Source organism: Vannielia sp. SX4, assembly GCF_052828525.1.
On record NZ_CM128247.1, the window covers coordinates 3346344 to 3360171 of the forward strand.

12 protein-coding genes are annotated in these 13828 nt (G+C 61.8%); 2 read left to right on the top strand and 10 right to left on the bottom strand.

Going from position 1 to position 13828, the window contains the following annotated elements:
- Nucleotides 1-256: 256 nt before the first annotated feature.
- Nucleotides 257-1033 carry a HamA C-terminal domain-containing protein gene (locus ACUXVX_RS16545; protein ID WP_446311558.1) on the bottom strand — a complete coding sequence of 259 codons (777 nt, stop codon included), beginning with the start codon at nt 1031-1033 and terminating at the stop codon, nt 257-259.
- On the opposite strand from ACUXVX_RS16545, the gene ACUXVX_RS16550 reads away from it, so the two are divergent.
- Nucleotides 974-1369 carry a hypothetical protein gene (locus ACUXVX_RS16550; protein WP_446311578.1) on the top strand — a complete coding sequence of 132 codons (396 nt, stop codon included), beginning with the start codon at nt 974-976 and terminating at the stop codon, nt 1367-1369. The two genes, ACUXVX_RS16545 and ACUXVX_RS16550, sit on opposite strands and share 60 nt — an antisense overlap.
- Before the next feature lie 216 nt (nt 1370-1585).
- Here the strand turns inward: ACUXVX_RS16550 and ACUXVX_RS16555 are convergent, their stop codons facing one another.
- The 6 genes from ACUXVX_RS16555 to ACUXVX_RS16580 form a co-directional block, all read right to left on the bottom strand.
- The gene (locus tag ACUXVX_RS16555; protein ID WP_446309150.1) at nt 1586-2947 is read right to left on the bottom strand and encodes a polysaccharide biosynthesis/export family protein; all 1362 of its coding nucleotides are present in this window, start codon (nt 2945-2947) and stop codon (nt 1586-1588) included.
- Nucleotides 2948-2977: 30 nt separating this feature from the next.
- On the bottom strand, nt 2978-3586 hold the full coding sequence (locus ACUXVX_RS16560) for a YjbF family lipoprotein (RefSeq protein WP_446309151.1): 609 nt from the start codon (nt 3584-3586) through the stop codon (nt 2978-2980).
- Nucleotides 3587-3645: 59 nt separating this feature from the next.
- A complete protein-coding gene (locus tag ACUXVX_RS16565; protein ID WP_446309152.1) occupies nt 3646-5772 on the bottom strand; it encodes a YjbH domain-containing protein in 2127 nt (708 codons plus the stop codon).
- Complete coding sequence (locus tag ACUXVX_RS16570) at nt 5753-7174, bottom strand: mannose-1-phosphate guanylyltransferase/mannose-6-phosphate isomerase (protein WP_446309153.1); 1422 nt, start codon at nt 7172-7174, stop codon at nt 5753-5755. Before ACUXVX_RS16570 ends, ACUXVX_RS16565 begins: the two co-directional genes overlap by 20 nt.
- 37 nt (nt 7175-7211) lie before the next feature.
- A complete protein-coding gene (locus tag ACUXVX_RS16575; RefSeq protein WP_446309154.1) occupies nt 7212-7889 on the bottom strand; it encodes a sugar transferase in 678 nt (225 codons plus the stop codon).
- A 277-nt stretch (nt 7890-8166) separates the two neighbouring features.
- The gene (locus ACUXVX_RS16580) at nt 8167-8685 is read right to left on the bottom strand and encodes a hypothetical protein (protein WP_446309155.1); all 519 of its coding nucleotides are present in this window, start codon (nt 8683-8685) and stop codon (nt 8167-8169) included.
- Between the two features lie 700 nt (nt 8686-9385).
- On the opposite strand from ACUXVX_RS16580, the gene ACUXVX_RS16585 reads away from it, so the two are divergent.
- Entirely contained in the window at nt 9386-11536 is a 2151-nt protein-coding gene (locus ACUXVX_RS16585; RefSeq protein WP_446309156.1) for a polysaccharide biosynthesis tyrosine autokinase, read from the top strand.
- 69 nt (nt 11537-11605) lie between these two features.
- Here the strand turns inward: ACUXVX_RS16585 and ACUXVX_RS16590 are convergent, their stop codons facing one another.
- From ACUXVX_RS16590 to ligA, 3 genes are read right to left on the bottom strand one after another with little or no spacing between them, the layout of a single operon-like run.
- The gene (locus ACUXVX_RS16590) at nt 11606-12553 is read right to left on the bottom strand and encodes a Gfo/Idh/MocA family oxidoreductase (protein ID WP_222468519.1); all 948 of its coding nucleotides are present in this window, start codon (nt 12551-12553) and stop codon (nt 11606-11608) included.
- 19 nt (nt 12554-12572) lie between these two features.
- A complete protein-coding gene (locus ACUXVX_RS16595; RefSeq protein WP_222468518.1) occupies nt 12573-13424 on the bottom strand; it encodes a class III extradiol dioxygenase subunit beta in 852 nt (283 codons plus the stop codon).
- The gene (ligA, locus tag ACUXVX_RS16600; RefSeq protein WP_446309157.1) at nt 13424-13819 is read right to left on the bottom strand and encodes a protocatechuate 4,5-dioxygenase subunit alpha; all 396 of its coding nucleotides are present in this window, start codon (nt 13817-13819) and stop codon (nt 13424-13426) included. The genes ACUXVX_RS16595 and ligA overlap by 1 nt, the downstream gene beginning before the upstream one ends.
- Between the last annotated feature and the right edge of the window lie 9 nt (nt 13820-13828).

A 13828-nucleotide genomic window follows, 5' to 3' on the forward strand; every position in this document is an offset into this window, starting at 1 on the left:
GTCCAATGCCGGGCAGCTTTGCTTCAAGCTCCTCACGTCTGTCCAGTACACGAATAATCAGGTCGAGTGCTACTTGATCATCCGACCAAGCAGTCTGAAAATAATACGCTACTGCTCGGACGATCTTGAAAATCTCGTCGCCGTCCTCGAGCGGTCCGGAGACTCTGAAAATAATACGCTACTGCTCGGACGATCTTGAAAATCTCGTCGCCGTCCTCGAGCGGTCCGGAGACTCTCATTCTCAATTCCTCGGGGTTCATAGAAAGCTTTGAACCTTTGCATTGAAGTGGTTTTCGATCTTCTTCTTGCAGTCCAAGGGCACCAATATAACGGCGAATCGAACTCCCTCTGGAACAGAGCTTCCAAAGTATTCTTTCGTCTTTTCAAGCTCTTCCTTTACCGCTTCGATATATGCCGCATCACGCGACGCAGCTCCTTTAGTTGGATCGAAGTCGGCAGCGATACAGATAGGTATAACGATCCTGTCGATAACTTGATCTAGGGAAGTTTCGTCTGCAAAAAGCCAAGAAAGCTCTTCCCCATATCCGGCACCGGAATCAATTTTCGGTCCGATCAGTGCCTTCATCTCCTCTAAGAATTCAGGGTCCCAAAGGGGCTTAATTGATTCTAGAGCCTTGTAGCGTGCTTGGGCTATATCTTTGTAGAGCTTGGCCTCGCCAAGCCAAAGTTCGAGCTTCCCTGTGTCGGCGTTCTGCAAAACGTGGGCAACATCGACGCTTGTTACGCTGTCGTTACTGCGCATCTTGTAGAACAAGCGCGCTACAAATGGTGCGGTTCCATACTCTTGTCGGCAGGCCGCATGAAGGAGAACCTCACCGATTTCCCCACGCTTGTCCGGGTCCTCGACGTCAAAGACACGCCGACAAGCTTGTGCGAGAGTTTTGTGCGGCTCCGCCAACATTGATAATCGCTCGTTTGGCCTCAACGCAGCGTCAGGAAGCCAATCAAAAAGGTGATCCGCGAGTTTTTTGTATCTCCAGTTTCCAACTTCAAAATCGGGACACAAAGCCACGGACCTGTGTTCGCCGGTCAAATCGACGATGCAATCCAGCAACTTGGTGGGAAGAGGGAGATCAATCTTCTGTATGGACAGATTCAATTGCGCAGATCTTTCGAAATTCGCCTAACCGACATTCGTTTTTGGAGACTAAGCGGTTTGATCCCCTCAGCGCAACATTCGCTTTACTTCCGTATCCAGTGCATCGCCGCCTTTGGAGTGGACCGCAGCGAATGGCAGCAATCTGCCTTCGTCTCAACGGCCGGTGTCGTGCTGCGCATTGAATGGTGTCTCAGTAGGCTGGAACCGGTCATCCGCTGTGTCATGCATGAACTGCAGCAACGGGCTTAGAACGGCTATCCTAGTCGCTCGGCACGGAGGTCGGCTCAAGTTTCAAAGCATCCTCGCAATGCTCACTCCTTGACAGGTGGAACACAAGTGAGCCACATGGGTGGGACAAATCGCAACTCGCCCAACAAGCGGTTGCAGCCAAATCAATGGCTTACAGGTCTGGCAGGCGTTCCAGGGTCGCCCACCACTCCCCCCTCTAATCACCAAGCAGAACTGTCAGTTGGCAGCCGCCCGGGCGCCTGTAGTGATGAGCGACGGCGTGATCTGGCGCACGGCCCGGCCCCAGCGGGTCACCGGCTGCTCCGCGACGAAGACAACATCGTTCGGGCGCAACTCGAACCGAGCCGCGAGGGTGAAGTTGGCCGCATTGCGCCCGTCGAGGTGCCATGCGGTGACGGCGCCAAACTCGCGCGGGTCGGGTGAGGCACGCAGCACGTAGATTTCCCGCACATTGCCGGTCTCGAGCGGAATGCCCCCTGCCCCCTCGAAGAGCGCATCGGCAAGGCTCGCCTGCCGTCCGAGCGGCAGCGGGAAACGGGCCTGCTTTTGCACCTCGCCGGTCAGATAGACGTAGTCGCGTTCCACCGCGTCGAACTCCACCTGAGCCCGGTAGTTCTGCCGCGCCTCGTTGAGTGCGTCGCGGCGGATCGCAATTTCGGTCGACAGTTCCGAGAGGGCGTCGCGGCGTTGCTGGCTGCGGAAGCCCGCGAGCGTGATCTGCTGCTCGAAGTAGGCCTGCGCTTCCCCCAGCTCGTATTCGGTATCCACAAAAACCGAGTCGCCATCCACCAACCGTACCCGCTTCAGGCCGGAGCGGGCGTAGAATTCCTTGAGCGGGATCTGGTAGAGCGCCCCGTCGCGGTAGATACGGATCGAGGTGTAGTCCTGATCGGCGGCAGAGATGCCGCCCGCCGTGGCAAGCGCCTGATCAAGATAGAGCGGTGTCAGCCGGATCGGCGCCACGCCGGGGTTGGAGACAGCCCCGCCCACCGAGACCTTCTGCGAGTTGAACTCGGCGATCTCGAGCGAGAAGGTCGGGTCGATCTGGGCTTCGACCAACCGTTGAAACAGCACATCCTCGGCGCTCTCAACGGTCATCCCCGCAATGCGGACCCGCCCGACGCCGGGGATGTTGATGGAGCCGTCATCCTGCACGGTGTAGCCCTGCCGCGCGTTCTGGGCGGCGAGAAGCCCCGTGAGTTCCTCCACCGTATCGCCCGCTCGCGGCGTGGCCAGCAGCACAACGTCGCCCACGCCGATGGTGTAGGGGCCGGGGTTTGCCTGCGGCGGCAGGCGGGTTTCGAGCGTTCCGGGCCTGCTCGCACGGTCGATCACCGGCTCCGGTACAGGGCCGCCCGTGCGCAGCCCGCCGCCTGTGCCAGCCCCGGTCGAAAAGATTGCCGGAAGGGCCTTTGGCCGGTAGCGGGAGCGGTTGGCGAGCAAGGTAGTTTCGGCCGTAACCGGCACGACCCGTACGCGGGTGCCGTCGGCCACGCCATCGCGCACCTTGGGGCTCTGGTAGGCCGTGCCGCACCCCGCGAGGGCCGCGATCAGGCAGAGCAGTCCGATTTTACGCATGTGTCCCCGTCCCTCGGTTTTTACCAACACTCATTCGATCACCCGGCGCATCACCAGCGGCCCGGTCAAATCGCCCGCCCATTGGCGGGATTGCAGCACCTCCCCCGAACCGGCGCCGAGCCAGTAGAGGTTGGTGAAGCTCTGGTCGAGGCTGCGGCAGTCCTCTTCCACCAGCGTGGTCGCCACCGGCTTCAAAGCCCCCGCGCGGGTGCCGACCTGAATGCTCCGCCCGCCCCGCACGGCAACGATGCACACGTAGCTGCGGGTGACCGCCTCGTTCTCGCCATTCAGGAAGGTATGAAACCGCTCGGCTGTGCCGCTGCTGCGCCGGGCCACCAAGGCAAGGCTTTGGGACACGTCCGAGCCGGTCATATCGGCCCCGAGCCCGGCGGTGCCAACCAAAAAGCCGCGGCGGGTCTTGAGGACAACACCATCACTGCTCACAAAACTCTCCACCCCATCTCGGATGACCTCACGCAGGGCGATGGTGGCGGTTCCGTCGTTTTCCACTGCAATCTGGAGCGCGGGCGTGCCGGACCGGAGCAGTTGGGCGTAGCGGGCCGTGGCCTGCGCGCGCGTCTGGTTGGGCGTCGGCGGGCCTTCGGAGCCCAGCCCAAGCCCGCCACAGGCGGCAAGCATGGCGCAGCTTAAAAGCGGCACGAGCCGTCGAACCACTGCCCCTAAGTGCTTCGTCTCGGTCATCGCAGGAACTTGCCCCAGCTGTTGGTAATCTCCCGCCCGCGAAACGGCTCCACCACGCCATAAAGCCGATTGCGCACGCCCAATCGGGCGCCGCCGTCGCGCAAGATTGGGCGGACCGTCTGGCTGAGCTTGGCCCGCGAGGGCTGCCCGGTGACCCAGGAGAGCGGCAGTTCCACGAAGATGCCCTTGTCGAAGGAGCCCTCCCCGAAGTCATCGAAGGAAACATCGGTGAGCGTGGCAAAGGCCCCGACCTTGAAGCCGTTCTTGAACCGGCGATCCAGCGTGAGTGTCGCGCCCCAATCCCCAGCCAAGTATCGGCCCACATCGAGCTGGCCATGATAGCCGCGCCCTAGGTCGTAGTAGGCCGAAGCGTGGCCGGTCCAGACGGAATAGTCCTGAAAGCCAAAGAGCTGGTCGAAGTCCCGCTGCACCGCGTAATTCAGCTCTGCCCCCAGCGCGAGACGGCTGTTGAGCGGGTACCAGAGCAGCTCGGCCGAGACCCCGCCGAACATCGGCTCGAGGTAACCAAGGGTCACGCGGCCGAACATGTCCTCACGCGGGCGGAAGAAGTATTCGGCCGTCAGGTGGCTGATCTGGAGGTCGGATTGCTGTGCATAGAGCACGGCATCGGAGCGCACATGGGGCAGCACGCTGTCAGATCGGCGGGTGGCATCGTCGATGGTGCTGGTGAGCGGCTTGCGGATCTGGCCCGAGAAGATGAGCCCCGGGTGCGGCTCCCAAGCCGCATTGAGCTGAACGCCCAGTTCGTAGCGCAGCGGATCGTCAGGGTCGAAGAGCGAGACCGCCGCATAGGGAGAGAGCCCCCATGACAGGCGCGGGTAGGCCCCTGCGATAGCACCAGCGCGGCCAACCCCGAAGGCATCGTTCATCTGCGCGCGCGCCAGCATGTGCCACTCGCCTTCCAGCGCGTGTTCCTGCTCCTCAAGGTCCGCGCGCGCAACGGTGACGGTCGTCATCGGCATGCCAGCCTCGGTCAGGGTGACCTCGAAGCGTTCGACCGAGGGGGCAACGGTGTTGGCCAAAACCCGCGCGGCACGGCCCACGGCCTGCGCGCTTGCGTCAAAGCGCAGGTTCTCGATCTGCACCCGCGCGGTACGTGCGCTGAAATGGTAGGACATCAACCGCAGGCCCTGCTCGCCGAGCCTGCCGCGCACAGCCTCGCCGGCCGGGATGACCTGCCGCTCGGGGCTGCCGAGGTTCCAGCTCTGGCCCGCCACGGTGGAGCGCGGCAAAAGGCTTGGCGGTGCCGTCTCTTGCCCCCCAGGCGCGCGCGGGTGCACCGGGTCGATCACGTAAGAGAACCGCACTCCGACGGTGTTGCCGTAGAGGTAGTAGGCCCCCATATCGAGCCCGTTCCTGAACCGGTAATTGAGGCCGAAATTATAGGGAGAGGCCTGCGGCGCCAGCCTGCCCGTGGTCTCCAGCCTGTATGTATCGCTGGAGTATTCGGCCACCAGCGTCAGCCGCTCCGTCGCGTGCCACTTGAGGCCGCCGAAAAAGGCGGCATCGCCGCGAAACCACTGGTCGAACCCGATTTCACCGGTGCGCGTGTCCTGCTCGGGGCGCGTTTCAAACCGGTCATTCAGAATGCCCAGCGGGTTCTCAAACCGGCCCCGCCCCGCAAACCGGCCCCATCCGATCCCGCCTGTCAGCTGGAGTGTCGGGGTCACGTATTTAGAGGCGACGACATACTCGCCGCTATAAATGCCCGTTCCGCCGAAGTCCCTTAGTCCGAGGGCAATCGCCGGCCAGTAAGCATCCTCCTCGCGGAGCAGGATATTGAGGTCGAAACTCCTGTCATATTCGGGAATGGCCGGCCCGGGATCATTGCCCTGGGCGGCATAGCGGAATGACGCAGAAACGCGCGGTGAGAGCTGGAAGGTCAGCGTATGCCGCCAGATCGGCCCGTAGTTTGCCGTCGTGAGGGCAAGGCTGCCATCCGGAAGGGCCTCGGCGGTGGGCATGTCGACGAGGCCGGGCGTGCCGTAGAACGAGAGGGTCTGGGCGGAGGCCGAAGGCGCAACGGCCAAGGCGAGACCCGTGGCGAGGAGCCAGCCCAGCACGGGGCGGCCAGAGCAGGGATCAGCTCCGCGCGTAGACATCCTCGAACCGCACAATGTCATCCTCGCCCACATAAGTTCCGGTCTGCACTTCGATCAGCACCATCGGCACCTTGCCCGGGTTCTCCATCCGGTGTTTCGACCCCAGCGGGATGTAGACGGACTCATTCTCCGTCACGAGTTTGACTTGGTTGTCGATCGTCACCTGCGCCGTGCCCTCCACCACGATCCAGTGTTCCGAGCGGTGGAAGTGGCTTTGCAAAGAGAGCGCCGCGCCGGGATGCACGTGTATCCGTTTTACTTGAAAGCGGTCGCCCACCACGAGGCTCTCAAACCACCCCCAAGGGCGATGATCCTTTGGGAATTGCGTGGCCTGAACTGCCTGTTTCTGCTTCAGCGCAGTGACGGCGAGCTTTACGTCCTGCGCGCGGGAAGAGTCTGCCACCAGCACGGCATCGTTCATCGCGATCGCCATGATGTTCTTCAGACCGATGCCGACAACCTGCAGCCGGTCGCTATCTGATCGCAGCAGGGTATCGTCGCAATCGATCGCAACGGCTTCGCCGGAGGTCACCACACCGCGCAGGTCGGCGTCGCTCTCCCGACGGACGGCATCCCAGTCGCCAAGGTCCGACCAATGGCCGGTGAAGGGGACCACGGCAAGGTTGTCTGCCCGCTCCATCACCGCATAATCGATGGAGATGTCTTGCGCGCCGCTCCATGCATCGGGATCAAGGCGCAAGAACCCTAGGTCGGGCTTGCCCTCGACGACGGCCTCGCGGACTGGCTCAACGAGGTCTGATGCATGGGTGGCGAAGGCTTCGAGCATGTCCTTGGCGCGGGCCAGAAAGATCCCGGCGTTCCACAGATAGGTGCCATCTGCCAGTAGCCGCTCTGCGGTTTTCTGGTCCGGCTTTTCGACGAACTGAGTCAACGGATATGGCTTGGTCTCGCCAGTCGGGGCTTCGGGCAATTCGAGGTAGCCATAGGCAGTTTCCGGATGTGTCGGCGTGATTCCGAAAGTCACGATCCGGCCCTCTTCGGCTGCGGCCAGGCCAGCACGCACCGCGTCTTTGAATGCATCCGTGTCGGGGATCAGGTGGTCAGAGGGGGCGACGAGCAGGATGGCATCCGGGTTTGCCGACAGCGCGTGGAAGGTCGCGGCCAGCACGGCAGGCGCCGTGTTGCGCCCCTCCGGCTCAATGAGGATCGCACCCGGATCGATACCGGCTTCTGCGAGTTGCTCGGTGACGATGAAGCGAAAGTCGGAGGCAGTCACGACGATGGGGGCGGCAAACCCCGCGCCGGATGTGCGCTCCGCCGAGCGTTGAAACAGGGTCCGAGACCCTACGATCCTGGAGAACTGCTTGGGATAGGATTTCCGCGACAGGGGCCAGAGGCGGGTTCCCGAACCGCCACAGAGGATCACGGGGGTTATGTCCATTCAAATCGTCCGTTTTTCAAACCTGCGCAGGGGCAGGTTAGCGCCCCGTGCTGCGCAAAACCACGCTTGTCGTGCGCGCGATCAGGCTCAAATCGTGCCATATGCCGAAAGAACGGGCGTATTGGGCATCCATCTGCACCCGGTCCGCGTATGAAATTTGATTGCGCCCCGTCACCTGCCACGGGCCGGTGATGCCCGGCCGGACAGAAAGATAGGCTGCACGGGCTTTGCCATAGCGCTCCAATTCCTCGGCCACGACCGGCCGGGGGCCGACAAAGCTCATTTCTCCGCGCAGGACGTTCCAGATCTGCGGTAGTTCGTCGAGGCTTGTCTTGCGCATGAATTGACCGAGCCGGGTCACGCGCGGGTCATCCTGAAGCTTGAAATCGCGCGCCCATTCGGCAGCAGCCGTGGGGTTGCTCGCGAGGTGTTCTCCAAGGCGTTTTTCCGCCCCGCTCACCATCGACCGGATCTTCCAGCAGAGAAACTGCCTGCCGTTTTTGCCGATGCGGAGGTGGCCGTAAAGGCTGGCGCCACCATCTCGACGCACAAGCATGCACAGCGCAAAGATCACCGGCGCGACCAAGGGGAGAAGGGTGAGAGCCAGTGCAATATCGAGCAGGCGTTTGCCGCTGCGCCGATAGATCCCGGCATAACCGGCTATCTGGCCGGATATCTCAATTGGAACGGTGGCACCGATCTTTGCGACTTTCACCGAGCATCCCCCGAACCTGATTGTTTGCTCGCCGGCACTATTTTTCTGACCCGTGAAATTGACACAGGGCCTTGACCGGTTTTCGGTAGAAACATTCTTGAGGCTGTAGCTTTTTTGGCTCCAGATCTGTCATTCTTTATGAAAGTCTTATTCTTAAGAAAACGTTAACGGGTGCACTGGCGCAGGAATTTCTCAACCTCCCAATGCCCCCTCCGCACTCATCAAAAGCCTCGGACTGACTAGGGAGCATCTTTCCATTGAGGGCCGGCACTCGCGCTTAACGCGAACCTGCCCGCTTCGGGCAGGCCTCGACTCCATGTCGGATCAGGACTTCACCCTTCATTCGATACAACCCATTGGTGCGCATCCGTCCTTCAGCCATGTACCAATCCGCGATGGCCGGTGGGTAGTGGCTCGCGATCAGTCGTGAGAGGGACTCAAACTGAGCCGGGCTCAGCCGCCCGATCGCCATAACGGGGCCGTGGAACCCAAAGGTCGTTTCCGGCGAGACACAGACATCGTCCGCGCCGAGGAACATCGTGCAGGTCGAGAAGCAGACCTTGCCACGTATCTCCACCCGTTGCCCGCGCGCCTTGATCCGCTGCAGCTCGGCGAGTCGGGCACGGATGAAGCCCCCCCTGTCGCTGCCAATGACTACCGCGCCAGCGGATTGTGCCGCGACCGGGGCGGGACTCGTCACAACCAATGGCGAAACCACGAAAACCGAGAGAATACCGAAAGAACGCCGCAATATGCGGCAGGCCGACCGAAGGCCGGTTGCAAGCTTCCACTCCATGGAACACCACCTTTTCCTCGCCGCCGCGAGCGCAACTGCACGCTGCGCATCGCAGGGCCACCCAATGCAGGGGGCAGTTGATCAAGGTGTGCTTAAGGCGAGGTTTATGGGTTCCGCAACAGAGCCGACAATTTGACTGAACTCAGCCGTGTGGCGAGCGCTCGATCAGCGGTCGAAAGTTCCCGTGGTTCCAGTCGTCCCAGTGGTGCCCGTCGTGCTGGGCGTTCCACCACCACCCCCGAGACCGCCAAGTGCCAGAAGCCCGGCCGGAACGGCTAGAAGCGGCGCAGCGTTGGTGGCGAGCCTTGGCACCGGAAGCATGGAGGGCTTGCACTCAGCGCGCTGAATATTTGCGGGTGCGGTGCAGTCGATACCACCTGTGGTTTGGGCAAGGCCGGGGCTCACACACACCACCAAGGCGAACGGGGACATCACGTATCGAAACTTCATCCTGGCCTCCATCTGGCACTCCTTCCCCTACCACGGCTCCGGCGTTGAAAGAACCCTACACAACCTCAGGTATGCTTTTCGCAGATTCACTTTGTAGCATCTCTGGACGATCAGTACGAATTGTAAAGTTTCTCGACATTTTAGCCGAACTATCGCAATCACGGAGTGTGCGGTGTGTATCAGGCCGCACCAACACTGCGTTGCAAGCTCGCTCTGAAGGTATCTCGCGAATAGGGGATCGGGGATCAGAATGCATCAGGATAAGGGAATTTCAGGCGCGAATGCGGTAGAGCAAAATCAGGCAATCCACGCGCGCGAAGACGAGGTTATCGACCTCGGTGCGTTGCTGGCCTCGCTGTGGCGAGGCAAATGGATCATCGCAATTTTCGCGGTGCTCGGGATTTTGGCCGGGGGCTATTACGCCTACGTTGCCGCCGTGCCGATCTACCGCGCGACTTCGGTCGTCATTCTGGAGACGGACCAGCAATCGGTGGTTGATATCGAGAGCGTGGTGAGCGGGCTCTCTGCCGACACGGTGACGATCAACTCCGAGATCGAGGTGATGAAATCGCGCAGTCTGGCGGGCCGTGTATCGGACCGGTTGGACCTTGAGCAGAACCCCGAATTCAACAGAAGCCTGCGGGAGCCCAGCGCCTTTGCGCTGCTCAAATCGAAGGTCCGCCCGTTTATTCTGGGCGAGCGGCCAACGGTGGAACGCAGCGATGCTGAGCGGGCCGAACGGCAGCGCAACCGGGTCATTGATGCGCTGCTGGAGCGGGTCAGCGTCTCCAATGTAGCGAACAGCCTGGTGTTCCGGATTCAGGCCAGCTCCGAAGATCCGGCTGTTGCCGCGGCCATCGCCGACATGCTCGCGGAACTCTACATTCTCAATCAGCTAGAGGTGAAATTCGAGGCCACCCAGAAAGCGACCTCGTGGCTAACCGGCCGTGTTGCAGAACTGCGCGTGGAGCTTGAAGCCGCCGAGGCCCGCCTTGCCGAATTCAGCGCCAATACGGAGCTCGTTTCGGCCGTGTCCCTGCGCGCCATGGAACGGCAGCTCAAGGAGCTCCGCGACCGGATCTCGCTCTCGGAAGAGACAACCACCACCCAGGAAGCCCGACTGGAGCGCCTTGTGGCTGCTGTGGCGCGAGAGGCGCAGGCCGCAGCGGCAGATGATGCTCAGCTGCTCAGGTTTTTGCCTCAGGTGAGCGGCGACGCAACTATTGCCGATGCCTTCGACACCCGCTTCGCCCAACTGGTCGAGCGGGCGCGGCTGGACCTGAACCGCAGCACGCAGCAGATCACAACGCTCCGCCAATCGGCTGCCGATCTGGCCGCGCGGATCGAGAGCCAGAGCGCGGATCTCATCGCGCTGCAGCAGCTTCAGCGGGAGGCCGAAGCAAGCCGGGCGCTCTACGAGTATTTTCTCGGGCGGCTCAAGGAAACCTCTGCGCAGGAGGGCATCCAGCAGGCTGATAGCCGGATTCTCTCCAATGCCGTCATACCGCAACTGCCTTCCGAACCGCGCAAAACGCGTATACTCGCACTGTCAGCCCTGCTCGGGCTGGTTCTTGGCGCCAGCCTCGTGCTGCTGCGGGAGGCACGCAATCGCAGCTTCCGCGGTTCGGCAGAGCTGGAGGCGGCCACCGGCCTAAGCGTGCTGGGGCAGATCCCGCGCATTCCTGTGCGTTCGCGGGCCAAGCTGCTGGAGTATCTCAGAACCAAACCCACTTCGAGCACCGCCGAGGCCTTCCGCAACTTGCGGACCTCAGTGCTGCTCTCCAACGTCGACGCGCCGCCCAAGGTGATCCTGTCGACCTCCTCGATCCCCGGTGAAGGTAAGACAACCAATGCCCTCGCCCTCGCTCAGAACCTCTTGGGCATGGGCAAGAAGGTGTTGCTGGTAGAGGGCGACATCCGCCGCCGCACCCTGCACCAATACTTCGACGCAAGTCCCGGGAAGGGCCTCGTTTCACTCATCGCTGGCGAGGCGACGAAGGAACAGGCCATCTGCGAGCCAGAGGGCATGGGCTTGCATGTGCTGATGGGGGAGAAAACAAACGTCAACGCGGCGGACCTGTTCTCATCCAACAAATTCCGCGATCTGATCGACGATCTGCGCGCGGATTTCGATGCCATCGTGATCGACACGCCGCCGGTGCTCATCGTGCCCGATGCACGGATCATCTCGCAGCAGGCCGACGCCGTGCTCTTCACTGTCAAATGGGATAGCACCTCGCCCGATCAGGTGCTGGAGGCGCTGCGGCTGTTCCGGCAGGGCGACCAAAAGATCACCGGCCTGATCCTCTCGCAGATCAATCCGCGTGGCATGAGGCGCTACGGCTACGGTGGAAGATACGGCGCTTACGGGGGCTACGGCTCGAAATACTACGCCAACTGACCGGGACAGATGCGCAACGAAAAAGGCCCGCGGCAGGGGTGCAGCGGGCCTTGGCTCAAGCGGGCCGGGTCAGCTGGCGAAGCTCTTCTCGATCTTGTCGAGCGTCTCCATCGCGGCGAGCGTTTCGGCCACCGATCCATTGGGTGAGCGGCCTTCGCGGATTGCGGCAAAGAACTCACGGTCGATCAGTTCGATCCCGTTGTCGGAGACGGCTACACCGCTGAGATCAATCGGGTTTTCTTTGCCGTCGTACAGGTCGTCATACCGTGCGATGTAAGTGCCGTTGTCGCAGATGTAGCGGAAGAACGTTCCGAAGGGGCCATCGTTGTTGAACGACAGACTCAGGGTGCAGATCGCGCCGGAGGGCACCTTCATGCCGATCGACATGTCCATTGCGATGCCAAGCTCCGGATGGTGCGGGCCTTGCAGGCCGAAGGCTTCCGAGCAGGTCTCGCCGGTCTGATACTGGAACAGGTCGACCGTGTGACAGGCGTGGTGCCAGAGCAGGTGATCGGTCCAGCTCCGGGGCTCGCCCTTGGCGTTCATGTTGGACCGGCGGAAGAAGTAGGTCTGCACGTCCATTTGCTGGATCTTCAGCTCGCCCGCTTCGATCTTGTTGTGAATCCACTGGTGGCTCGGGTTGAAACGGCGAACCTGCCCGGCCATGGCGACCACGCCGGTTTCCTTTTGCTTCTCCACGAGGCGGCGAGAATCCTCCAGCGTGTCGGCCATCGGGATCTCGATGAGTACGTGCTTGCCGGCCTCCATGCAGGCCACACCCTGATCGGCGTGCATCTGCGTGGGCGTGGCGAGGATCACCGCGTCCACGTCATCGCGAGCGATGCACTCTTCGAGCGTGGTCGCGGCGTGGCCGATGCCCCGCTCGGCGGCCAGCGCCTCGATCTTCTCCTTGGTCGGCCCCATCACCGAGGTGACCTCGACATCGTCGATCGCCGCGAGGGCATCCAGATGCTTGATCCCGAAGGCCCCGTAGGCCCCCGCTACACATACGCGCATTTGCTTTCCTTCCGCTGAATTAAGCGTGATTTTCCAGGATGATATGACCAACGGCCGTGTTCGAGGCCGGCACGTGGTAGTGCCGGTGAATCTCGGTCACCTTCTCGTCGAGCGCGCCGCGCATGACGAGCCACATCACCATCTCGATCCCCTCGGAGCCGGTCTCGCGCAGATACTCCAGATGGGTGATATCCGCCGCTGCTTCCGGGTCGTTTGCCATGTAGTCGAGAAAGCGGTTGTCCCACTCGGGGTTGATCAGCCCTGCCCGCTCGGCTTGAAGCTGATGGCTCATGCCGCCGGTGCCGAAGATCATCACGTTGAGGTCTTCGGGGTAGCTGTCGATCGCGCGGCGGATGGCCTTACCGAGGTTGTAGCAACGGCGCCCGGTGGGGGCCGGATATTGCACCACGTTCACCGCCAGCGGCACCACGAGGCAGGGCCACTCGTCATCGACCCCGTGCTCCCCGAACATGACCGAGAGCGGCACGGTGAGGCCGTGATCCACCTCCATCTCGTTCATGATCGTCAAGTCGAACTCGTCGAGAATGACCGATTGGGCGATGTGGCTTGAGAGCTTCTGATGCCCCTTCACAACCGGCACCGGTCGCGGGCCCCAGCCCTCGTCGGCGGGCTGGTACTCGGCGGCGCACCCCAGAGCGAAAGTGGGGATGCAGGAGGCATCGAAAGCCGTGCAATGGTCGTTATAGACAAGGAAAATAACGTCGGGCTTGTTTTCCTTCATCCACTCGCGGCTTTTGGTGAAGCCCTCGAACAGGGGCTGCCAATAGGGCTGCTCGGTGATGCCGGTGTCCATTGCCACGCCGATGGCGGGCACGTGGCTGCATGCCACGCCTGCGGTGATCCGCGCCATTATTTCTTCTCCCATTCCGATTTGCTGCGGTTGCCCTCGATGGACCGACCGCCGTGGAGCATCATGTCGCGGTATTCATCCCGGCTGACGCCCGTCATCATCGCGGCGAGATCCTGAAAGGTGATCCCGTCGAAGGCCGCGAGTTTGCTGGTGTAGTAGATGTTGCCGCCCAGCTCGAGAAGCCGGTTCCAGGCGCGGTCACGGATGGCCTGCTTCTGGTCTTCCGTCATCGGGAAGCGGCTCATGTATTCCTCGGGGTCAGCTTTCATCGCGTCGCGCGCCTTTTGCGTGCGGAGCGAGATGCAGAACTGGTTGAGGTGATACCCCTCCCGCGAGCGATCGGCATCGAAGACGTAAGTCCCCGGAATGTCGTCATATTCCTTTTCGTCTCTCATGACGTCCTC